The following is a 21,162-nucleotide window of genomic DNA, read 5'->3' as shown; positions in this document are numbered from 1 at the left end:
GCCCAGGTTTGTTGCTGCTGTTGCCGACAGCGGTTTTGGCACTACCCGACTGAATACTTATCTGAATTGATTTGAATCATAGCCACGATGATCGAGTTGACGGCAAATAATGAACCAGCCGCGTCATCTTACGCGGCCAAGGGTTCGAAAGGAGCGGCAAGCATGCCGACCACCGACGCCAGCATTGGCAAGTTCCTGGACCTGACCTGCCCTGATTTTACGGGCGTGGTCGCCAGTGCGACCAACGATGCATTGATGGTCACGGGCACAGATAACCGCATCCTTTTCGTTAATCCTGCCTTTTCTAGAATTACGGGCTTCTCTCCTGCGGAACTTATTGGTCAGGAGCCGTTCATGTGGAGAACCGACCGTTCAACGCCCGAATTTTATAGGCAGATGTGGCAAATGTTACAGGATAGGGGTTTCTGGGAAGGCGACCTCTGGACCCAGAACAAAGCGGGTCAGGCCATCAGTGAGTGGACCCGCATCTACCGCCTCCCCTGTAACGTGCCCGGTGATGTCTTTCACGTAGCCCTGTTTACGGATGTGTCATCGCGTCGTCGCCTGCAGGCCCGTTCGGTCAAAAGCCGGCTTACGGACGGCCTCACTGGATTGCCGAACCGCCTTTGCTTTGTTAATGAACTGCGCGCTGCTCTTGGCCGGACCGGTGTGCCCTCGGTTACGGTCATTGTGATGAACATTGACCAGTTTCGCCGCGTCAATGAACAGGCCGGTCATGAAGGCGGTGACCGTTTGTTGAACCGGACAGCTTGCGCCCTCAGGCAGCAGCTACGCGCTACAGATCTGCTCGCCCGACTGGCCGGCGATGAGTTCGCTGTCCTGCTTGCAAACCCAATTGATAATGATGATGCGCTGTCCCTCGTCCGCGACATGCAGTTGGCCATTGCCAACGCTGGCAAGGACGCCGTTCTGAGCGACCCATTGACGGCATCGGCTGGCATCGTAATCCATACCGGGCCTTGCGCCGACCCTTGCGAAGAGTCGGAGTTGATGTTGCGCAATGCGATTGCTGCCGTTGATGACGCTCGCCGAGCCGGGCACCATCGGGTCGCCATCCATACCGAAGAAAGCGCTGCCCGTCGGTTGGCACGGCAGACACAAGAACGCGCTTTGCGTAAGGCGATTGAGACGAACACGCTCGCACTGCACTTTCAGCCCAAGGTCGATCTGCAAACGGGCGCGGTGATAGGGGCTGAGGCCCTGGTGCGCTGGCATCTGGAAGGCACAGGTGACATTCCGCCCGCACAGTTCATTCCCTTGGCTGAGGAATGCGGTCTGATCCATCGAATTGGTGAGATCACCCTTGAAAAGGCATTCGCAGCCCTGGCTGCTTGGATGGAGACGGATCTGCCGCCGGTGCCGGTGTCGGTCAATGTGTCTGCTGTACAGTTGGACGGTCGTCTTCTGGCAGCAAAGCTGCGTGACCTGCTGCGCGCCAGCACAGTGCCGCCGGAACTGGTTGAGATCGAGGTCACGGAGACGGCGTTTGCACATGACATGGAAGGCGCGATTGCCGAACTCCAGGCCGTACGGGCCATGGGGGTCCGAATTGCCCTGGATGATTTCGGCACAGGCTATGCGACCTTGTCGCTGCTCCAACGGCTTCCGATCGACACGCTTAAAATCGACAGATCCTTTGTCTCGGATATGATCGACAGCCGTTCATCGGAAGAAATTGTTCGGATGGTGGTCGCGTTGGCCCGCGCACTGGGTAAGGACTTAGTGGCCGAGGGCGTAGAGACAGTCGAACAGTCTCGACGCCTGGTCGAACTCGGCTGCGAAGCGGGACAGGGTTGGCTTTATGCCCGAGCTATGCCGGTGGATGCGCTGATGGCGTTCATTGAAAGAAACCGTGGCACCGTACTTGGTCGAGCACAGCCGAACACGCCCCAAGCCCTGCGGAGGATGGCCCTATGACACCCGTCGAACGGTTACGTGCACTGACATCCATCCTGGTTCTTGCCCTTCTCGCCTTACAGGTCCCCACGATTGCCGTGCTGACTGTGTTGGTGTCCGGTACGGTCTCCTTGGTGGAGCCAGCGGTTGCTCTGCTGAGCCTTGGGGCTGCGGTTGCCGCGTGGCGATTTTCCCCGGGCCCAACCGTAAGGCTGGTGATGGCTGTCAGTCTGCCTGTGGCTGCGTCCATGTCGGTCGTGGCCGTCGCCGGCCATCCCTGGCAGACGGCAATGGTGACCTATGTGCATGTGCTTACCGCATTGTTGGTTGGTTTCAGTGATTGGCGCTGCGTCGGCGTTGCCGTGGCAACAACGGTTCTGCTGACGCTGAGTGCATTCCTGGCGGACATGCCTGGGGTTGGCAGAGTGGACCTGGTCCAGATACTGGCGGAGGTCTGGCTGACGATCTTTGGCGGCGCCCTTCTTGGCTGGTTGGCCATGTCCATGGCGCGCGCCTTTGATAATGCCGCCACTGCCCTGGTGGAGGCGGAATCGGCGCATGCGTCATTGACCTTGATGGTAAATGAGCGAGAGGAAGCAGAAAGGCGCGCCAAGCAGGAGCGTGGACGGCTGTTAGTCGCGGTGGCGGAAGAGTTGGAAGCGAAGGTCGGTGGCCTTGCCGGGGAGGTCGCCAGTGAAGCCGCAGTGGCGGCCACCGATGCTGAAAGCCTGCATAACCTGGTTGCGAAAGGCTCCAAGGCGTCGGAACTCATGGCCGATGATGGCCGTGAAGCACTGATAGGTGCAGAGGCCGTGGCCGTCGCCAGTCAGCAACTATCTGGTGCAATTGCCGAGGTGAGCGGACAAACCGCCCATTGCTCTGCGCTCGCACGCGGGGCCGCCGATATTGCACGGACGACACAGACAGCGGTTCTGGAACTCCGCCATGCTGCCGACAGTATCCAGGATGTCGTCTCTGCCATTACGGAAATTGCAGAAACCATCAATCTGCTCGCTCTCAACGCTTCGATTGAAGCCGCAAGGGCAGGGGAGGCCGGCAAGGGCTTTGCTGTTGTCGCCTCAGAGGTCAAACACTTGGCCGGACAGACAGCGAAGGCGACCGCGCAGGTTGGTGACCGCATCGCGGCCATTCGGCATGGCGCCGGTTCCGCGGCCGAGGCGGTGACCAGTATCCTGGAGGCGGTGTTTAAGGTCGACGCGGCTAGTGCTGCTATTGTTGCGGCGGTGGAGGAACAGGATGCCGCAACGCGAAAGATCGCGCAGGGTGCCACAGAAGCGGCCCGGATCGCGCAGTCTACTGCGACTGGCGGATCTGGCATGGTGGCCAACTGGGTTGATGCTAGCCACCGTGCGGATAGCGTGTCGGAGCTTGCGGGCCGTGTTGCGGAACGGACCGACCGCTTGCGCAACGCCCTGACGCACCTTCTGGATCGTATCAGGGCTGAAGCGGGTTAATTCTAATCCAGCTAGAACAAACATCTTAAGATTGCGCAATCTTTCAGTATGGTCTTTTGCCTAGGATCTGGGGCCTCAGATGAATTTTGATGATACCTTGGATAATGCCAGGAAGTTCGGCGCCGCTGCTGCCGCCAGCCTGTCGCGTTATGGGATTGCTCCCACGCCGGCCGCCTATGCTGTGTGGTACACCTATCACGCCGGACACATCCCCGACTTGGTGAGTGCAATCGCCACCATAATTGCCGCCGGCAACGGCCCAACGGATGGGGACTGCGAGAGTTTATTTGGACGTTTTCTATCGGGCACAGCCGAGGCGAAGGTTGTTGAGGATACAAGCTTCGCCTTACAAGAGGCACTGGATATTGCCGTATCAGCCCTCCGTGATGCCAGTGAGGAGGCAAATGACTATGCCGATATCCTTAACAAAACATCTGCTGCACTGAAGTCGTCTTCGCTGTCGTCAGTTCCTTTACATGATATCATTTCCGCTCTGGCCCGGCGCACGGCAAAGACCGTCACCCATAATCTCCAACTTCAAGGTCGGCTCCAGGACTCGGCAACCGAGCTGCAGACCATGCGATCGACTCTGGCTTCCGTCCATCTTGAGGCCAATACCGATGGCCTGACTGGCGTCGCCAATCGCCGTCGGTTTGACACGGTACTGCGAAACGAGATCGCCCGCGCGGGCGCTGAAAACCATCCGTTTTCGCTCATCATCGCGGATGTCGACCATTTCAAGATGTTCAACGATACCCATGGACACACTGTTGGTGATCAGGTTCTACGGTCGGTCGCCGGTCTTTTAACGTCGCTGGTGCGCGAAGGCGACACGGTCGCCCGGTACGGGGGCGAGGAATTTGCCATCATCCTGCCCGGTATCAGTGTTGAGCAGGCTGCCGCGACAGCGGAACGGCTACGGGCGTCTGTTGCCAGCCGAAAGATCATACAACGGGGATCAGGCACGCCCGTTGGCTCTGTCACCATGTCATTTGGGATTGCGGAATATAGGGGCACTGAAACAGCGCATTCCCTTATTGAACGGGCAGATCGTGCGCTCTATGCCGCCAAGGCCGGTAATCGCAACATTGTGTGTGGGGTAAACAGATGAAAAAAAGCTGTTGATGCCATGTTCTGCGCGGGGTTTACTGCGGGATTGAATGCACCAGTTAAGCAGTCGCCGCTAGGGGTTCCAGGGCATTGTAGAATCCAGCCTCGGCCTCGCGACAGACCGCCCCGCCATCTGCCGCGCCCCGTAACAAGGCGTCTCCAGGACCTGCTCGTTAAGGGCATCAGGAACAGGTTCAGTGACCGCAGGGTGCATTGCCTGACAATGGACAGGATCGCCTGCCAACATGGGCCATGCTGGACCGAACCAACACCTGTCCACACACTATAGCCGGCACTTAACACCAAACCCGCCCTTAAAGGGCGGGTTTGGCAGGCGAGGTTATGCCACCCAACTGTCACAGCAGCGAGGGGAAGCCGCTAAACCGATCCGGTGGGGCATTCCAAATGCCCCCCGGAGGTGCCCAGGGTCCGGTTGTGGCTTAGAACTTGTAACTCACGGTCGCACCAATGCTTCGCAGGTCAGGTAGCAGGACCGTCGGTTGGCGCCCCAAGGTATTCAGCATCAGTGCCGATTGTGCCAACAACGGGGTCTTGTCGTTGAACAGATTGCGGACCCATAGCGATCCTTCGAGCTGATCACGGATCAGGCCGACTTTGGCGTTCACCACCGTACGGCCCTCGACGTAACCCAGATTTGGGGTCGTGAAGCCATTCTTGCGAGAGTTATACTGAATATCGGCGCGGACATAGCCATCCAGGCTATCGGTTACCGACGTCTCATATTGTGCGCTGGCATTAAACAAGTGCTTGGCCTGGCGGGGCAGCGCATTGCCGGAAACATCAAAATTCGTGCGATAGCTGGGATAGGAACGAAGTGACCCGTCAAGCGCGTTCACGAACTTTGAATCTGCCAGCGAATACGACCCCTGCAGCGTGAGGCCGTCTGCGGGCTTCGCGATAAGTTCCAGTTCAAAGCCTCTGCTGCGCCCAGTACCGGCGTTGCGGGTCAGGAAGATGGTGGGCGACACAGTGGAGGGATTTGTAATCTGGATGCCATCCATCTCGACATTGAACAATGCCAGATTGACCCGTAACTTGCGATTCAGCAGGTCACTTTTGACACCAACCTCGTAGGTCCAGTTGAACTCAGGACCAAAGGGCAGTTCGTCGGCTGTTGGTGCGGAGGCATTGAAGCCACCGGCCTTGGCGCCCCGCGCAGCCGAGGCATAGAGCAGCAGGTTGGTGTCCGCCTGGTAATCAAGCGTAAAGCGTGGGGTCAGATATTTGAAGGTTTCGTCGGTTACAGAGGTGCTTGTGGCCAGATACTGGAAAAGCGTCTTCTTCTCGGATGTGTGGCGCAGTTCGGCGCGGGCGGTGATATTGTTTTCGAACGTGTACTCAATGGCGCCGAAGGCAGCGTAGGTTGCTGTTTCCTTTCGGCTGCGTGAGAAGAAGGCCGTGAAGAAATCGTCTTGCAGCGTAGCGTTGGGAATGGGCCGTAACCCGGCAGCAAAAACCACACCGCCGACCGATGTCAGCCGGGCGCCAGTGGGAACGGGTGTGGTATCGATGGCGTAAGGCGCATCTGTATTCAAACGATAGCCGTAATAGCTGACGCCTGCCAGCCACTGCAACGGGCTGTCACTGATCGATTCAATGCGAAATTCCTGGCTGACATCAAAGCTGTCGCCACCGGTGCCTTGTAATGCGGTCAGGTTGACGGTTCCTGTCTGACCGTTGGGAAGGGCGTATGTGAACGGAAGCCCCTTATACTGGCGGTCCAGATCCAGAAATGTCCGCGTCTTCAACGTGTTGTACCCGGATAATGAGGTCAGGCGAACCGTATCGCCGACATCCTGGGTCATGTTCAGACTGGACCGTGTTGTGACACGGTGCGTGCCCTTGGCGCGCGTGTCGTACCCGGAGAGATCGGGATCATCATAGCTGGGATAGGCACCGCACCACGCCCCAAGGGCCCCGGAAATCAGCTCACAATTTCCAGCGAACATGATCTGTGGGGCGGGGCCAACATCGTCCTTTGCATAATAGCTGTTCAGATTGGCTTCGAAGCCACTGTCCAGGACCAGCCGCAGCCCACCGGATGCAAAGCGCGATTCATAACCCCCAATGCGAAGCGAGCTGTTACCGTAGGAACCGTTCCATTTGTCATAGGCGGCACCGACACGGGCGAACAAAACATCCTCTACCAAGGGGCCGGACAATGAAGCCTTGGCGCCCAGTCTCGCATCATCGCCAACGGTAAAGGATGCGCCGCCCGATGCCGTGTCTGTCGGTTTGCGGGTGATGTAATTGATCGAACCGGCATAGGAATTCCGGCCGTAAAGTGCGCTCTGTGGACCCTTCACCACCTCGATCCGTTCGACATCCAGAAGGCTGGCGTCAATACCATCGCGGCCAGAAACGTAAACACCGTCGATGAAGACCGGAACATTGTTTTCATCATCCGAACGCGAGACCTGTGAAAGGCCGCGCACCACTGGTGTGGTGGTTATCTTGCCGCCGGTGCTATCCAGTTGCAGACCAGCGGTATTGCCCGCAAGACTGGCGATATCCACGATACCGGCACGCTCAATCTCTTTCTCAGTCACGGCAGAGATCGACAATGGCACGCTCTGTATCGTTTCACTGCGCAGACGCGCGGTGACAACAATTTCTTCCAGCAGCAGGCTTTCAGTTGCTGGGGCTTGGCTCTCTGTCGCTGATTGAGCCTGGGCCATTGTACAGGTCAGCGCCGCTGTGCACACACCCGTCAGTAACTTCGCATAGTTCCACATGTGAACCCTCCACCTGTTCTTGTGTCGCGTAAAAAGCGTCGAAGCTGGTTTTCTTCGTTTTCTAAGTTTATTTTTAAATAACCCCAAATACATGAGACTGTTTACCGATATCCACCTGTCGGCTATTTTGAATACCACCCTTATTCATGCTTAAATTTATGGCGGCGGAAGTATTGTTATGCAGAGGACCATTTTAAGACAGTGGCTCTGCCGCCTAACTTGCAACACCCAGACGGCCGGTTGCCACTGGGAGGCCGCCGCCCGACCTTGTGCGGCACACGGTTGCTCCTGTCACCAGCCGCTGGCCAGGGACAGGAGCAACAGCAATGTCACGCTGCTCTGGCCATAATCTCCAGCGCTGCGCGTTCGCCGCTTTCCATCGCGGATTCCATGCCGAAATCGCTCCGTCGGGTGTGTTCGCCAGCGAAGTGCATGACTTCCCATGGCTCCAGCATGGTGCGGGCGAAACTATTGACCTGTCCGGGAGCCAGGCTGAACCCGCACCCCAATTGGAGCGGATCGGCGCCCCAGTCCATGTAGGTGTTGACCCGAACCTTGCCCGCAGAGGCAGGACGGAGGCGGGCAAGTTCGGACAGCAGGAACGGAACAGCCTGCTCTGTTCCTCGTTTGGTGATCTCCCGCGCGACGGCGCTGACCAGGACGATCATGGCCCGATGGGGGCCTGTGCCCTTGTGATTGTCAATGGCCCAGAACATGCCAAGCGGTCCGTCGGTGGAGAAGCTGGGTGGCAACCCGTCCTCCAGCCAGAACGGATCAACCGTCAGGTAAAGTCGGGCCGTGTTGGCGTAGGGCATGGTCGCAATCGCCTGGGCTACGCTGGGGCCCGGCGGACCGGAAATCTTGACCTTGCGCAGGACCGTAAAGGGGACGGCGGAAATGATGAACCGTCCCCGATACCGACTGCCATCGGCGCAGGTCACAGCGCCAGCGGAGGATGACAGCTCAATATGCACCACCTTCTTGTTAACGCGTACGGCATCGCCAAGCGGCCTTGCCATGGCCAGGGGCAACAAATGGCATCCACCCTCGATGTTGGAGGTGGAGGTCAAGCCATTGACAATGTCCCGGGTATGGGCTTCGCCAAAGGGGTGGTCCTTATGGGCGTCGGTCTTCACGTCGGTGCCGAACTTCCGGTCCAGGGCGCCGCGTGTCTCCTCCTGCCACATCCGCAGCACCGACGTTTCATCAATGCCTATGCCAGGAGCGGACAGGGCCGCCAATTCAATGGCCTGCGCGCTGTGTCCCTTCTGGCGCAAAAGGGTGCGCAGGCTCACATCATATTCAGAGAATTTCGGGTCGAGCCAATCATCTATGTTTTTCAGCGGATTGTATTTTCCAGCCAACCGCGATCCCATCATCAGCGGGGGGATGGAACGCTCTTCGCCCTCGCATCGATTAAGGGGGTGCGATGCCCAGGTTGCATTATCTATCCAATGATTTTGGTAATGAGCGCCGAATTTCAGCAGGTCGCGGTCTTCCGGGATCAGCTTGAGCCCATAACGCCAGCAGGCGTCGATGACCCGGGCATAGGAACGACCGATCTGACTGGCGCCGACATCAATGGGGCCATTGGCGGTATGGTGGGTGCGAACACGACCGCCAACAACATTATTGGCATCCAGCACGATGACCTTGAAACCCTGTTCAACCAGAAGATTGGCAGCGTTCAGGCCAGAAAGCCCGGCCCCGATAATCACGACATCGGACTTTTCCTCTGCCAATGCGACGCCGGGCAGCAGGGTCAGGGCCGCGGAAGTTGCCAAAAAGTGCCGTCTCGTGACCATCACGCTCCATCCTGTTCTGATGCAACAGCTCCTCTTAAACCCAAAACCGGTAACGCCGATACGCGGGGGGCTGAGGACCTGTTGTTTCTACGGGCTGTTTTGCTGCCGACACGATGGCAGAAGACTTTACGGACAGAATGATTGCCTTCCTAGACTGTCCACTGGATGGACGGCGGCAATGGTGTATGCCAGGAGCGTGCCCCCATGGCGTTACCGTCGCTTCATCAGCAAGCTGGAGACAAACATGAGATCGCGCCTCTGTCTGTTCGCCTTCACAGTTCTGGTGACGACAACCTCATCCATCGCCTTTGGCGCCGATCCAACGCCCGCCAGCTTTGCAATGCAAACGCCACCGCCTGCCCCTGATTATGCCAAAGCGGAAAGCTGGGCTGCGCGCGCCGATGCGCCGGGGATGAGCGTTATCGTGCCCGCTGGTGCGGCGCCCGGCCGCCTGGGGACCGATATCGACGTCTTTTATGTGCATCCGACAACCTTCCGCAGCACGGTGCGCTGGAACCAGGACATTGCCGACACCCAAACCAATGCCTGGACCGATGAAAGCGTCGTGATGCGCCAAGGTGGTGTGTTCAACGCTTGTTGCCATATCTATGCCCCGCGCTACCGACAGGCTTCCACCTTGGCGCTCACGGCCATGGACGGGGACGGCGCCCGCGCATTCGATCTGGCCTATTCAGACGTGGAACGGGCCTTCGATCACTACCTCAAGCATGACAATAACCGCCGTCCCTTCATTCTGGCTGGACATAGCCAGGGTGCCCGCCATTTGCAGGACCTGTTGGAACGCCGCATCGATGGAACGCCGCTGGTGAAACAGATGGTCGCCGCCTATATTGTTGGGGTGAATTTGTCGGAAGGTGATTTCGGCAAGACCTTCAAAACGATCACCATTTGCAACAAGCCTGACAGCATCAATTGTGTTGTTGCCTGGAATGCCAGCTTGCCGGAGTTCAACATTGCAATGGTCAACAGATTTGCGGAAAAGCGCTATGTTGATCGGTATGGCGACGACCCCGGCAAGCGCATTTTGTGCGTTAATCCCGTGACCTTCGATATTGATCAACCACAATCCAGCGCAGAACAAGCCAAGGGAAGCGTTACCGGGACACCCGGCAACGCCCCGATGAAGCCCCTGCTGGCGAAATCGGTATCAGCCCGGTGCAACAACGGTACCTTGACCGTTCAGCCTTCTGCGGATCTCGGTCTGTCGCCATTGCCCGGCGGATCAATGCACTATCATGACTATGGACTGTTCTACGCCGACATCCGCGCCAATGCCGCAGATCGCGTTCAGGCCTTCCTTCAACGTAATGCACCCCGTGAATTGCAATAGCCGTCTCGGCGTTGCGGTGCCGCTTTGTGCCCGTTTCAGCGGGGCGTCCCCGGCTTGTGTCCAAGCTGGACAGTGGAACGATACCCTGTATCGGTGACGGGTCATTGAAGCGGCCGGCCCCTGCACGCTGGTCCGCCGTAACAGCGCTGTCCTTTTTCAGGCAGCGGCTTGACACTTAGTAAACGGTGCCTGCCTTTGCCTGGGCATGTCCAGTTGCAGCGGGTTACCAGCCCACTGTCCAAGATGGAACGCAGCCCTGACGTCGCAAGGAGGCGTAGGGCGGCAGCGTCGCGGGCCGCCGGTCGGTTGATCCAATCTCATCCGGCGTGTCACAAGAAAGCACGGTCTGATCGCCAGATGGTTTCAGTTCTGGATGGCAAGGCCGTCTGTCAGTGCCGCTATCATCTGCGCCGCGGTATCGCGGGCGCTGCGGCCCACGCCGATCAGTGTCGCGGAACCGGGGCCGGTCCATGTGCCATACCCCACGAACCATAGTTTGGGGTTCAGACGGCAGCGGGTACCGTCCAACGCCACCGTGCCATCCGGTTCGATCAGGCCCAATTCGGCAACGGGGGTCAAGGCAGGGCGGAAACCCGTACACCAGATCACAGTGTCGATGTCGGTCTGTGTGCCGTCACCCCACATGACGCCTGTCCTGGTGAACCGGACGAAGGGCCGCACACTGCCAAGATCGCCGCGATCCCGTGCGGCCTTGACCGGGGCCACCATGACGATGTCGCCCAGCCCGCCAGGCGGTGCATCCGGCGTGCGCCCTTCCTGAAATGCCTTGATACGGGCGGTCGCCCGCTGGAAAAGAACCCTGCCATCGACATCATCGGGCAAAAAGACGGGCGGGCGCTCCGTCACCCAGGTCGCATCGGCGATCAGCGATAACTCAGCCTGTAATTGTGCCCCGGAATTGCCGCCACCCACCACCAGCACCCTTTGTCCGGCAAACCGTTCGGGTCCGCCGTAATGGGCAGAGTGGATCTGCTGTCCCTCGAACAGCTCTTGCCCCGGATAGGTTGGGATATAAGGGTGGCGCCAGGTGCCCGTGGCCATGACACCGCCCCTCGCCCGCCACGCCCCCTTGTCGGTCATGATCCGCAGCCGGTCGCCGTCATCTGCAATCGTCTGAACATGGACGGGCCGGTGAACGGGGAAGGCATAGCGCTGCTCATACCGGGTCAGATAGTCAATGACGGCGTCTCGGGACGGGTAATCATCGTCACCTGGCGGCATTGGCCAGCCCGGCAGGGAGCTGTAGGCGGCGGGGGAGAACAGGCGCAGGCTGTCCCAGCCATGCCGCCATGCCCCACCCGGTGCCGCCTCACCATCCAGGATAACAAAGTCGATATTGGCCCGGCGAAGGTGATAGGCGGTGGCCAGCCCGGCCTGCCCACCGCCGATGATCGCGATATCGACCTCGCGCCCCGTCATGATGCTTGGCCCGATCCACCACCGATGGCCAGAGTTGTAAGATCGGTCGCAGGATTGACGGGTTTGCTGGCCTCCCGCCGTTCTGAGTAGCGGTCTACCAACAGGTCGGCATGGGGGCGCAGCAGCACGGTGAAACGGACCAGTTCCTCCATGACATCCACGATACGGTCATAATAGGCCGATGGCTTCATACGCCCGGTTTCATCGAATTCCTGGAAAGCCTTGGCGACGCTGGACTGGTTAGGGATGGTCACCATCCGCATCCAGCGTCCCAGAATGCGCAGGGTGTTGACGGCGTTGAAGCTCTGGGAGCCGCCGGAGACCTGCATGACGGCCAGGGTGCGTCCCTGGGTGGGGCGAATGCCGCCTATGGCCAAGGGCAGGTGGTCGATCTGCGTCTTCATGATGCCGGTGATCTGGCCATGGCGTTCGGGGCTGCACCAGACCTGTCCCTCTGACCAGATGGAGTGCTCGCGCAGTTCGCGCACGGCCGGATGGTCGTCCCCCTTGACCTGGTCAGGCAACGGCAGGTCGGCGGGATCAAAGATCCGTGTCTCTGCGCCGAAATACTCCAACAGGCGCGCCGCCTCCTCCACCGCCAGGCGGGAGAAGGAACGTTCGCGCAGCGACCCGTACAGCAGAAGGATACGCGGTTTGGGGTCCAGCGGCCCCAGGCCCAGCGCTGGCCGCTGATGGACATAGGCGGGGTCAAGTGCCGGCAGATGGGTTGGATCGGGCAGGGGACGGAGACGGTTCATCTGGTTCACTCCTTGGCCGGTGCGGTGGCGGGATACCAGCGCCGGCCCAGCCACAGGGCCAGTTGCACCATCAAGATCAACACCGGCACCTCCACCAGCGGCCCGATAACGGCGGCAAACGCCACGGGGGACGCAAGGCCAAAGGCGGCGATGGCCACCGCAATCGCCAGCTCGAAATTGTTGCCTGCCGCCGTAAAGGCAACGGAAGTGGCGCGGGGATAATCGGCATCAATCAGCCGCCCCATGAAGAAACTGACCAAAAACATGATGAAGAAATAGAGCGTCAGCGGTACGGCGATGGTCAGCGCATCCAGGGGCAGGCGGACCACATCACCGCCTTTCAGGCTGAACATGGCGACGATGGTGAAAAGCAAGGCGGTCAGGGTGATAGGGGAAATGCGGGGCAAAAACCGCTGCTCGTACCAGCTTTCCCCCTTGGCGCGGATCAGGACCTTGCGGGTCAGGAACCCCGCCAGGAAGGGCACGCCCAGATAGATCAGCACCGCCTCTGCGATCGTCCAGAAGGACACATCGATGACGCTGCCCTCCAGCCCCAGCAGCGGCGGCAGGAACCCCAGGAAGAACCAGGCATAGACGCTGAAGAACAGGATTTGGAAAATGGAGTTGAATGCCACCAACCCCGCCACATACTGGTTCGATCCGCAGGCAAGCTGATTCCAGACCAGCACCATCGCGATGCAGCGGGCCAGTCCGATCAGGATGAGGCCCGTCATATAATCCGGCTGGTCGGCCAGGAAAATCACTGCCAGGGCGAACATCAATACCGGCCCGATGACCCAGTTCTGGACCAGTGACAGGGCCAGGATACGCTTGTCGGCGAAGACCTGATGCAGCTCTTCGTACCGGACCTTGGCCAGTGGTGGATACATCATCAAGATCAAGCCGATGGCGATCGGGATGTTTGTAGTGCCCACTGACAGCCGGTCCAGTGCCGCCGGTAACCCCTCGAACAGGCTGCCCAAGGTCACGCCCAGCGCCATGGCGGCGAAAATCCACAAGGTCAGGTATCGGTCGAGGAAGGAGAGACGGCGGGCGGGTGCAGTTTGGCTCACGATGGCGGACCTTGGGGCGTGAATTGGCAGGGGAAGCAGGATCAGCGCAGGCGGTTACCGGCCTCGTCCACGACGGCCTCGCCATCTTCCTTGGCAAAGGCGGATTTCTGCGCATCGGGGAGGATGTCCAGCACGCGTTCCGATGGCCGGCACAAGCGCACACCCAGCGGCGTGATAACGATCGGCCTGTTTATCAGGATCGGATGCTCAACCATGGCATCAAGCAGGGCATCATCCGGCAGGGTCGGATCGTCCAGCCCCAGTTCGGCATAGGGCGTACCCTTCTCCCGCAGCACATCACGCACCGGCACGCCCATGCGCGTCATCAGGTCTACCAGGGTTTCGCGGTCGGGTGGGGTCTTCAGATACTCAATGATTGTCGGCTCCACGCCGCTGTTGCGGATCATGGCCAGCGTGTTGCGCGAGGTGCCGCAGGCGGGGTTGTGATAGATGGTGATGCCGGTCATGCCATGGCCCCCTGCTGTCCCATTTCCGTCAGCTTGCGTTTCAATGCAAGCTTGTCCAGTGAGGCCAGTGGCAGGCTCATGAACAGCTGCAGCCGGCGCTGGATCTGGCGAAACACGTCGGCGGTGAAGGCCGCCTTCTCGGCATCGGTGCCAGTGGCCGAGGATGGGTCAGGAAAGCCCCAATGTGCCGTCATCGGATGGCCGGGCCAGACCGGGCACACCTCTCCCGCCGCGTTGTCGCAGACAGTGAAAATGAAATCCATCTGCGGCGCGTTCGGGGTCGCGAACTCATCCCAGGTCTTGGAACGCAGGCCCGCCGTATCATGGCCGAGATTCTCCAACAGGTCCTTCACGAAGGGGTTGATGCGGCCAGACGGCAAGCTGCCGGCGCTGAAGGCCTGAAACCGGCCTTTGCCCTCCTTGTTCAGGATGCATTCCGCCATGACGCTGCGGGCGCTGTTGTGGGTGCACAGGAACAGGACGTTGAAAACGCGCTCGGACATGATGTCTCCTTTGGCGAGCGTCAGTTAGGTCAATCCGGGCAATCGCCGGCACAGACCGGCACCTGGATGCCGCCGCAAATCTCCGGGCGGCCTTGGCAGCAATCTTCCATCAGGAACGCCACCAGCTTGCGCGTGCCCTCATAGTCGGTCGCGTAGAAGATCTGCCGCTGCACCCGCCAGGACCGAAGCAGGCCCGCCCGCTCCAGGATGCCCAGATGGTGGGACAGCGTGGAGGCGGGAACGCCGACCTGGGCGGCGATCTCGCTGGCGTGCAGGCCGTTCGGCCCCCGCTGCACCAGCAGGCGGAAGATGGAGAGCCGCGTTTCCTGGGCAAGGGCGGCGAAAGCTTCTATGGCGTGTTTTGATTCCATAATTCAATAATTATAGAATTATTGATCTGTGTCAAGTGATCTGACAATTTGGGTGGCGAAGGTTGCGTTATGTCATTGCGCCGTGCAGCGCGAGCCTGTCAGATCAGGACAGTCCACGTTGTCTACCCAGGTGACGAAAACGGTCATTATACTGTATTAATGGTTGGGTATGGCGGTATGTCTAGCTGCGGGTATGAAGGGCGGATACGGATGCAAAACCTCTCCCGATTACTTGGCGTTGCAGAACATTACCGGCGGGACAAACCGCATCGGCATGCTGCCATTCTTGATCTGTCTGGATTACTGCACCTTGATGAGCTTGACTTCCGGCGTACGCTGCGGCGATTGCTGGTCGGGGATGTGAAGCCTACGGCCGATGGCGCGAATGTTGTTCTTTTTGATTCAGGCAAGGACAAGCTGGTTCTCTCCATTCCCGACAGTCTTCTCCCGGAACGCCGTCAGGCCTTGGGCCGAGTCGTGGAGGCTCTTGCCACCCATCAGAAGGGTGAGTTGCAAACAACGTGGTTCGATCTGTCGCGTGAAGCTGATGAGTTTGCCAACGCTGTGCGTGACATGGTCGAGCGGTTAGGGACCCAGCAATATCCCGACGCACCACCGGCGGCGGATGCACTGGACAAGTTCTTGGAGATGGAGCGCACGCTGCACGCGGTTGACCTCTCCTCGCTGCTGCGCGAGCAAATGATCTTCCGGCTCGAAGATGAGCAGGGACTGGTCCCGGTGATGGTGGAGCGGACAGTTTCCATCGAAGCCTTGGACCGTCTGTTCGCTACTCATATGCGGCGTGAACCGTGGCTGTTTGATCAGGCAACCGCCCTGCTGGATCGCCGGATGCTTTATAATCTGTTGCGTGATGATGCCGTCCACACCCTGCCCATCGCCGTCAAACTGCACGCCGATACAGTGGCAGCCGATGAGTTCAGTGAAATGACGGCGCAGTTCCCGGCGCGTTTGCATGGCAAACTGGTGGTGGAGATGCCCTTTCTGGAATGGGTCGCCGACCGGGAGCTGTTCCGCAAGGCCTTAGGACGGGCTAAAGCGGATGAAATCGCTGTCGCCATCGACCACATACCCGCAATAGCACCGTCAGACACCGAACTGCCGGTGGTGGACTGGTACCGTATTCCCTGGCTGGGTGATAACAGCGCCCCGCTGGATTTATCTGCGGGTATTGCCTGGTTGGGACCGGTTGCCCGCGCGCGCTGCATTTTGACCCGGTGCCGCGACGACCAGGCCCTGGAAGATGCCCGACGTCTGGGTTTTCGCTATGTGGAAGGGGCGGCCGCCAACCGTGCCTATCGTGACGGCCTGAAAATCGGCGAAGAACCGCGGCCGGACCGCGCGGCGTCCGCACGGGTGCAAAGTGTCCAGGTAGATATCGACGATACGGCCGAAACGGAGAAGCCTACCTCCTGGTGGTCGCGGCTGTTCGGTGGCGGTCAATCGGCAAGTTGATGGTCACCGCGTGGCGGCATGTGCTGTTGTCACATCAGTATCGACCACGATTTCAACCCGCCGGTTTTCGGCCCGCCTTGCTGGATCGCTGGTGAGAGGGCGGCTATCGGAGAGACCAAGAGCAGCGAGCCGTACCGGCGGAATCCCCATGCCAGCCAAGGCACGCACCACGGCGGCTGCCCGCGCGGCCGACAACTCCCAGTTGGAGGGGAAACGGATGGTGCTGATGGCCAGATCATCGCTGTGACCTTCCACGGTGATGCTGCCCGGCAATTCCGATAGGGATGGCGACAGCTTGCGCAGCAACTCCATCGCAGCCGGTTGCAACGTAGCGGAACCCGACGCGAACAGGATTCGTTCGCGCACCACAATGGTCACTTTGCGTTCCGTGGCACTGATATCGATATCGGGTGGCAGCCCCAATGCCGCCAACCGGTCAAGCCACTGTTTGTTGCCGGGTGTCAGAGAGACAGGGGCGGGAAGGGTCGGCATCACCCTATTGGCATCGGTGGTGGCGGCAGGCGCAGGCCCCTCCTGGGCAACTGGCGGCATCGGCGCGACGGGCTGCGTTGGCACATCCTGCTGCAATGCCTCGGTTACTGCGGCGGCGGCTGCACGTTCTGCTGCACTGGGAGCAGCCAGACGCCCGTCCATGCCCATGATGGCCAGCATGCCCAGGAAGACGGTCATCAATACGGTGACCATGTCCATATAACTGATTACCCACTCCTCGCTTTCTTCAGCCGGTTCGCCAGCACGGGTACCGGCATTGCTGCTCCACCGGGCGGCGTTCCGAACCTTGTCTGTGTCCCGGTAGTGTCCGACGGCGCCGTTGCGGCGTTCCTGCTCAACGGCCACGGCCCACCTCCTCGTGCACATCCATCAGATAGGAGGCCAGCGTTTCCTGAATGACCGAGGGTGAGCGGTTCAGATGGGCCAACACCACGCCTTCCAACAGGATATTCAACTGCGCTACATGCTCTGTCGTCCGCTGTTCCAACTTGATGGCCAGCGGCTTGAACACCAGGTTCGCCAGGATCAGGCCGTAAAGCGTGGCCAGCATGGCGATTGCCATGGACGACCCGATCAGGCCGATATCTCCCGCGCCCAGTTGCTTCAGCATGCCCACCATGCCGGCCAGCGTGCCGAGCAGACCAAAGGCCGGGGCGAAGGATGCCAGCACGCGGAAGAACCGCGTCTGAGCCTGCTCTGCCTCCGCCTGTTTCTGGATACGCCAGTTCATGACATGCATGATGTCGTCCAGCGATGCCCCATCCACCACCATTTGCAGGCCCAGCCTTAGAAATGGGCTGTTCACCTTGCGGACCCGTTCGTCGGCAGCGGCGATCTGCTTGGCATAGAGAAGTTTCGATACGTCCATCAGATCAGCCACTTCGCGGTCCAGGCCGCCGGTCCCACGAAAAACCGCGGCAATGGCGGACAGGGCCGCCCGGATCTCATCCCCCCGGAACGCCAGCAGCGTGACACAGACCACGCCGCCGCCGACGATCACCAACCCTTCCTCGTTATAGAAGAAACGGGCATCGCCGCTGGCATGGGTCACAAACCAGAGAAGCCCGATTGTGGCCAGGATACCCAGGACAGAAGTCAGGATAAAACGGGAAGAGCCTGCACGGGCCATTGTCGGAAAACCGCAAAAATTCACCTAGGAAATGAATATCACCGCATGCGACCGACAGCCTTGATTCATCTCAATGTTGAAGGACCCGCCGACCCGCCCAGAGGTCGGCAATTTCCTGGCTGATTCCGTCCTGGCGTGCCATGGACAGTTCGACGGATAGCGACGCACACCGGTCGCGGATGCGCTCCCTCGCCCCGGTCAGGGTTGTTAGCCGCGCCATCTGTTCCGCGACGTGATTGAGCACCAAAAGATGTAAAAGCCGGGCTTCACGATCCTGCTGCCCGGCGGCGGCCAGCAGAACTTCTCCCGGCAACGGCATCAATAGGTCATGACGCCCTGGCCGCGTTGCCAGTGGCGGCAGCTTGGTACACACAATTTCGTGCCCCTTTGCCGATATCACGGCGACCGCGGCGTCGGCGGGCAGGAGGTTGGTAAGCTTCGTGGCCAGCGCTGGCAGGGCTTCCACGCGGCTTGATGTCCCTTCCACGGTGATCACAGGCCAGGAACGGGCATGGAAAGCTGCCTGCAGGCGCGACCCGACAACCAACGGACTACAACCTACCGGAACCGCCGCAGCAAGACGGCCCGCCAGCCCCCCTGTGAAACCTGCATCGGGGCCCAGTACGATGGTAACCTTATCGCCTGCCGTCGCCCTTTCGGGGGCGAGCAGACGGATGCATTCCTGCGCTGCCACCGCGTAGCCATCGATGGCGGGAAGAACCGACAGGGCCTTCTGCTGTTTGGCGGCGGTCAGGGATCGTAACGCCTCCACGACGCCAAGAAGCGCGGTGAGGGTTGAAAGACGATAGTCGAGAGCGGCCACGCTCATGTTGCTCTTTCCCTGGCGTCGGCAATAATCTGGCGCAGTGAGTGCAGGTCGGTGGGGTCGGTACCATTGACGCCCGCTACGATGGCGTCCCGGACCCGTTCAACGACCGCCAGATCCAGTCCGTCCATCAGGTTTTCCTCATGGGCCAGAAGAAGGGCCACTTCCGCGCCCAGGGTACGCGGCCGGCCGTGGCGCTGTGCCAGCAAACGCCGTAGCCGTCGCCCGCGGTCGACGGTGTGGCGCGTGCGTTCATCCACCAATCCACCAAACCGGGTAAAGGCTTCCAGTTCCAAAAACTGCGCATATTCCAGTTTGAGCTGTTCAGCCAGTTGGCGGAGCATTTTATGTTGGGTGCGTGCCCCCACCCGGCTGACAGATCGGCCGACATCAATGGCGGGGCGTTGGCCGGATTGAAATTGCCGGGCATCCAGCACGATCTGCCCGTCGGTGATGGAAATCAGATTGGTCGGGATGTAGGCGGACAGATTCCCTGCCTGCGTCTCCACCACCGGCAGGCAGGTCAGTGACCCGCCCCCCGCTGCCGCTGACAATTTGGCCGATCGTTCCAGCAACCGGGCATGCAGATGGAAGATATCGCCGGGAAAGGCTTCACGTCCGGGGGGGCGTTGCAGAAGCAGGCTGATCTGTCGGTGCATTGCGGCATGCTTGGACAGATCATCGAGCACCAACAATACATGCTGACCCGCATCGCGGAAGAATTCCGCCATGGTCATGGCAGCAAAGGGTGCGATCCATTGCAGGCCGGGGGCCGCATCGGGGGCGGCAACAATGATGATCGCGCGCTCCATCATGCCCGCTGTTTTCAGGCTGGAGATGACGTCGGCGACGGCCGATGCGCGCTGACCAATGGCGCAGTAAACAGGAATGATGTCGGTGCGTGACTGCGCCAACATGGCGTCAACCGCAATACTGGTCTTGCCGGTGGCGCGGTCGCCTACAATCAATTCGCGCTGCCCCCGACCGATCGGGTACAGGGCATCAATGATGGTGGTACCGGTTGGCATTGTTTGCGACACCATGCCACGCTCGGTCAAGGATGGTGCCGCCCGCTCAACCGGGTCAAAACGGTCCGGAACCGGGGGGCTTCTGCCATCAAGCGCCCTTCCCAGGGGATCAATCACTCGCCCCAGCAGGCTATCGCCAACGGGCACCCGCAGGACGTCCTCGGCCACACTGACCGGATCACCGGCCTTGATCGCCGTGCCATCACCCAAAAGCAGGCAGCCCAACCGGTCTCTATCCAGGTCAAGCACCAAGCCGCGCACACCGCCGGGCAGCAGCAACATCGCATCGGCAGCGGCGCCGTCCAATCCGCTGACCTGTGCGATGCCGTCCCCGATATGGGTGACGCGCCCGCGCTGTTGCCAGACCGGGAGGAATAAAGGATCGGCCAACAATCGGTCCCGCTGCCGCCCGGTCCATGTCGCCAATGCCAGGGAAAGGGTGTCGGTCATTCCCTTAAGCCTTCTTGCGCAGATGTCAGAGCGGCCCGCCAACTGAGATCGATCAGATGATGGCGGCCGGACAGTTCCACCCCAGCGATCAGGTCCGGGTCGACCACCCATTCCACCGGGTCAGACGGCAGCACAGACTGCAAGGCCAGCCGACGCTGTTCTGGCCAAGGGCGCGCTATGGTCACGGTGATCCGTTCGTTGGTGCCCAGCAAAGTCGCTTTCTGGGCTGGTTCCATATCGGTCAATTCGGATATCAGCGCTGCGGCGAAGACAGCATCCGCCCGATCCGGCCATGTATCAACCAGCAGCCGCCGTGCCATGGTCAGCGCCAGGGTCCCTGCCTGCTCTGCCAACTCGGCTTCCGCCTGCCGGCGTTCGGCATTGATGCGATCGGTTGCAGCTTGACGCAACCCGTCCGCTGACTGTCTTGCCGCGTCTAGGATGCGCCGCCGCTCAGCCTCCGCGAGGTCCCGTGCCTGGGCCCGCAGAGCGGCAGCATCGGCTGCAAGGGCTGCGCGGTCGGCAGCGATTGCGTCGCGGGCCGATTGGGCCTCAGCCAGCATTCCCTCGGCATCCCGCTGCCTCGTCGTCTGGGCCGCCTCTCGCCGGTCGATGGCGGCCAGTACGGGCCTGAACAGGAACCGCCGCAACAGCAAGACCAGGACCAGAAAATTGACCAGTTGCAGAGCGAGCGTTGTCGGGTCCAGGTGCATGGTG

Annotated in this window: 18 protein-coding genes; 5 read left to right on the top strand and 13 right to left on the bottom strand. The window is 60.1% G+C overall.

The window, feature by feature from the left end; translation table 11 throughout:
* The first annotated feature begins 87 nt into the window (after positions 1 to 87).
* The 3 genes from CHU95_RS03745 to CHU95_RS03735 all read left to right on the top strand — a co-directional run bounded on the left by CHU95_RS03745 (position 88) and on the right by CHU95_RS03735 (position 4,503).
* Positions 88 to 1,938, top strand: coding sequence for a putative bifunctional diguanylate cyclase/phosphodiesterase (locus tag CHU95_RS03745; RefSeq protein WP_094453887.1), 1,851 nt, complete (start codon positions 88 to 90; stop codon positions 1,936 to 1,938).
* Positions 1,935 to 3,392 carry a methyl-accepting chemotaxis protein gene (locus CHU95_RS22810; protein WP_094453885.1) on the top strand — a complete coding sequence of 486 codons (1,458 nt, stop codon included), beginning with the start codon at positions 1,935 to 1,937 and terminating at the stop codon, positions 3,390 to 3,392. Before CHU95_RS03745 ends, CHU95_RS22810 begins: the two co-directional genes overlap by 4 nt.
* 79 nt (positions 3,393 to 3,471) lie before the next feature.
* Positions 3,472 to 4,503 carry a GGDEF domain-containing protein gene (locus CHU95_RS03735; protein ID WP_094453883.1) on the top strand — a complete coding sequence of 344 codons (1,032 nt, stop codon included), beginning with the start codon at positions 3,472 to 3,474 and terminating at the stop codon, positions 4,501 to 4,503.
* Positions 4,504 to 4,942: 439 nt separating this feature from the next.
* On the opposite strand, the gene CHU95_RS03730 is transcribed toward CHU95_RS03735, so the two are convergent.
* Positions 4,943 to 7,258: a TonB-dependent receptor gene (locus tag CHU95_RS03730; RefSeq protein ID WP_165771991.1), complete on the bottom strand. Its 2,316-nt coding sequence runs from the start codon at positions 7,256 to 7,258 to the stop codon at positions 4,943 to 4,945.
* Between the two features lie 329 nt (positions 7,259 to 7,587).
* Positions 7,588 to 9,042 carry a flavin monoamine oxidase family protein gene (locus CHU95_RS03725; protein ID WP_165771990.1) on the bottom strand — a complete coding sequence of 485 codons (1,455 nt, stop codon included), beginning with the start codon at positions 9,040 to 9,042 and terminating at the stop codon, positions 7,588 to 7,590.
* Positions 9,043 to 9,307: 265 nt separating this feature from the next.
* Between CHU95_RS03725 and CHU95_RS03720 the strand changes: the two genes are divergently transcribed.
* Positions 9,308 to 10,414, top strand: coding sequence for a DUF3089 domain-containing protein (locus tag CHU95_RS03720; RefSeq protein ID WP_165771989.1), 1,107 nt, complete (start codon positions 9,308 to 9,310; stop codon positions 10,412 to 10,414).
* A 363-nt stretch (positions 10,415 to 10,777) separates the two neighbouring features.
* Here CHU95_RS03720 and CHU95_RS03715 read toward each other — a convergent pair whose 3' ends face one another.
* Genes CHU95_RS03715 through CHU95_RS03690 form a run of 6 tightly spaced genes read right to left on the bottom strand, consistent with a single transcriptional unit; the run spans position 10,778 to position 15,026 of the window.
* On the bottom strand, positions 10,778 to 11,854 hold the full coding sequence (locus tag CHU95_RS03715) for an ArsO family NAD(P)H-dependent flavin-containing monooxygenase (RefSeq protein ID WP_094453877.1): 1,077 nt from the start codon (positions 11,852 to 11,854) through the stop codon (positions 10,778 to 10,780).
* A complete protein-coding gene (gene arsH, locus CHU95_RS03710; RefSeq protein ID WP_094453875.1) occupies positions 11,851 to 12,612 on the bottom strand; it encodes an arsenical resistance protein ArsH in 762 nt (253 codons plus the stop codon). The genes CHU95_RS03715 and arsH overlap by 4 nt, the downstream gene beginning before the upstream one ends.
* A 5-nt stretch (positions 12,613 to 12,617) precedes the next feature.
* Positions 12,618 to 13,685: an ACR3 family arsenite efflux transporter gene (arsB, locus tag CHU95_RS03705; protein ID WP_094453873.1), complete on the bottom strand. Its 1,068-nt coding sequence runs from the start codon at positions 13,683 to 13,685 to the stop codon at positions 12,618 to 12,620.
* A gap of 41 nt (positions 13,686 to 13,726) precedes the next feature.
* A complete protein-coding gene (arsC, locus tag CHU95_RS03700) occupies positions 13,727 to 14,152 on the bottom strand; it encodes an arsenate reductase (glutaredoxin) (RefSeq protein WP_094453871.1) in 426 nt (141 codons plus the stop codon).
* Complete coding sequence (locus tag CHU95_RS03695) at positions 14,149 to 14,655, bottom strand: arsenate reductase ArsC (RefSeq protein WP_094453869.1); 507 nt, start codon at positions 14,653 to 14,655, stop codon at positions 14,149 to 14,151. Before CHU95_RS03695 ends, arsC begins: the two co-directional genes overlap by 4 nt.
* A gap of 29 nt (positions 14,656 to 14,684) precedes the next feature.
* Positions 14,685 to 15,026, bottom strand: a complete 342-nt coding sequence (locus CHU95_RS03690) for an ArsR/SmtB family transcription factor (protein WP_094453867.1) — start codon at positions 15,024 to 15,026, stop codon at positions 14,685 to 14,687.
* Between the two features lie 210 nt (positions 15,027 to 15,236).
* Here CHU95_RS03690 and CHU95_RS03685 point away from each other — a divergent pair, with 210 nt between their 5' ends.
* Positions 15,237 to 16,499, top strand: coding sequence for a hypothetical protein (locus CHU95_RS03685; RefSeq protein WP_094453865.1), 1,263 nt, complete (start codon positions 15,237 to 15,239; stop codon positions 16,497 to 16,499).
* Between the two features lie 3 nt (positions 16,500 to 16,502).
* On the opposite strand, the gene CHU95_RS03680 is transcribed toward CHU95_RS03685, so the two are convergent.
* The 5 genes from CHU95_RS03680 to CHU95_RS03660 all read right to left on the bottom strand — a co-directional run bounded on the left by CHU95_RS03680 (position 16,503) and on the right by CHU95_RS03660 (position 21,158).
* Positions 16,503 to 17,357 (bottom strand): OmpA/MotB family protein, encoded by an 855-nt coding sequence (locus CHU95_RS03680; RefSeq protein ID WP_165771988.1) that lies wholly within the window; start codon positions 17,355 to 17,357, stop codon positions 16,503 to 16,505.
* Positions 17,347 to 18,141, bottom strand: coding sequence for a motility protein A (locus CHU95_RS03675; protein ID WP_094453861.1), 795 nt, complete (start codon positions 18,139 to 18,141; stop codon positions 17,347 to 17,349). Before CHU95_RS03675 ends, CHU95_RS03680 begins: the two co-directional genes overlap by 11 nt.
* 70 nt (positions 18,142 to 18,211) lie before the next feature.
* Positions 18,212 to 18,970 carry a F0F1 ATP synthase subunit gamma gene (locus tag CHU95_RS03670; protein ID WP_094453859.1) on the bottom strand — a complete coding sequence of 253 codons (759 nt, stop codon included), beginning with the start codon at positions 18,968 to 18,970 and terminating at the stop codon, positions 18,212 to 18,214.
* A complete protein-coding gene (locus CHU95_RS03665) occupies positions 18,967 to 20,445 on the bottom strand; it encodes a F0F1 ATP synthase subunit alpha (protein ID WP_094453857.1) in 1,479 nt (492 codons plus the stop codon). Before CHU95_RS03665 ends, CHU95_RS03670 begins: the two co-directional genes overlap by 4 nt.
* Positions 20,442 to 21,158: a F0F1 ATP synthase subunit B gene (locus CHU95_RS03660; protein ID WP_094453855.1), complete on the bottom strand. Its 717-nt coding sequence runs from the start codon at positions 21,156 to 21,158 to the stop codon at positions 20,442 to 20,444. Before CHU95_RS03660 ends, CHU95_RS03665 begins: the two co-directional genes overlap by 4 nt.
* Positions 21,159 to 21,162: the final 4 nt, after the last annotated feature.

Source organism: Niveispirillum lacus (genome assembly GCF_002251795.1).
In the GTDB taxonomy this organism is placed as follows: domain Bacteria; phylum Pseudomonadota; class Alphaproteobacteria; order Azospirillales; family Azospirillaceae; genus Niveispirillum; species Niveispirillum lacus.
The sequence above is the reverse complement of the archived record's forward strand: the minus strand, read 5'-3'. Positions and strand labels throughout refer to the sequence as shown.

Coding starts and splice junctions, on each gene's coding strand:
- CHU95_RS03745 (WP_094453887.1), top strand. CDS start 88: ATGATCGAGTTGACGGCAAATAATGAACCAGCCGCGTCATCTTACGCG.
- CHU95_RS22810 (WP_094453885.1), top strand. CDS start 1,935: ATGACACCCGTCGAACGGTTACGTGCACTGACATCCATCCTGGTTCTT.
- CHU95_RS03735 (WP_094453883.1), top strand. CDS start 3,472: ATGAATTTTGATGATACCTTGGATAATGCCAGGAAGTTCGGCGCCGCT.
- CHU95_RS03730 (WP_165771991.1), bottom strand. CDS start 7,258: ATGTGGAACTATGCGAAGTTACTGACGGGTGTGTGCACAGCGGCGCTG.
- CHU95_RS03720 (WP_165771989.1), top strand. CDS start 9,308: ATGAGATCGCGCCTCTGTCTGTTCGCCTTCACAGTTCTGGTGACGACA.
- CHU95_RS03715 (WP_094453877.1), bottom strand. CDS start 11,854: ATGACGGGGCGCGAGGTCGATATCGCGATCATCGGCGGTGGGCAGGCC.
- arsH (WP_094453875.1), bottom strand. CDS start 12,612: ATGAACCGTCTCCGTCCCCTGCCCGATCCAACCCATCTGCCGGCACTT.
- arsC (WP_094453871.1), bottom strand. CDS start 14,152: ATGACCGGCATCACCATCTATCACAACCCCGCCTGCGGCACCTCGCGC.
- CHU95_RS03695 (WP_094453869.1), bottom strand. CDS start 14,655: ATGTCCGAGCGCGTTTTCAACGTCCTGTTCCTGTGCACCCACAACAGC.
- CHU95_RS03690 (WP_094453867.1), bottom strand. CDS start 15,026: ATGGAATCAAAACACGCCATAGAAGCTTTCGCCGCCCTTGCCCAGGAA.
- CHU95_RS03685 (WP_094453865.1), top strand. CDS start 15,237: ATGCAAAACCTCTCCCGATTACTTGGCGTTGCAGAACATTACCGGCGG.
- CHU95_RS03675 (WP_094453861.1), bottom strand. CDS start 18,141: ATGGCCCGTGCAGGCTCTTCCCGTTTTATCCTGACTTCTGTCCTGGGT.
- CHU95_RS03670 (WP_094453859.1), bottom strand. CDS start 18,970: ATGAGCGTGGCCGCTCTCGACTATCGTCTTTCAACCCTCACCGCGCTT.
- CHU95_RS03665 (WP_094453857.1), bottom strand. CDS start 20,445: ATGACCGACACCCTTTCCCTGGCATTGGCGACATGGACCGGGCGGCAG.
- CHU95_RS03660 (WP_094453855.1), bottom strand. CDS start 21,158: ATGCACCTGGACCCGACAACGCTCGCTCTGCAACTGGTCAATTTTCTG.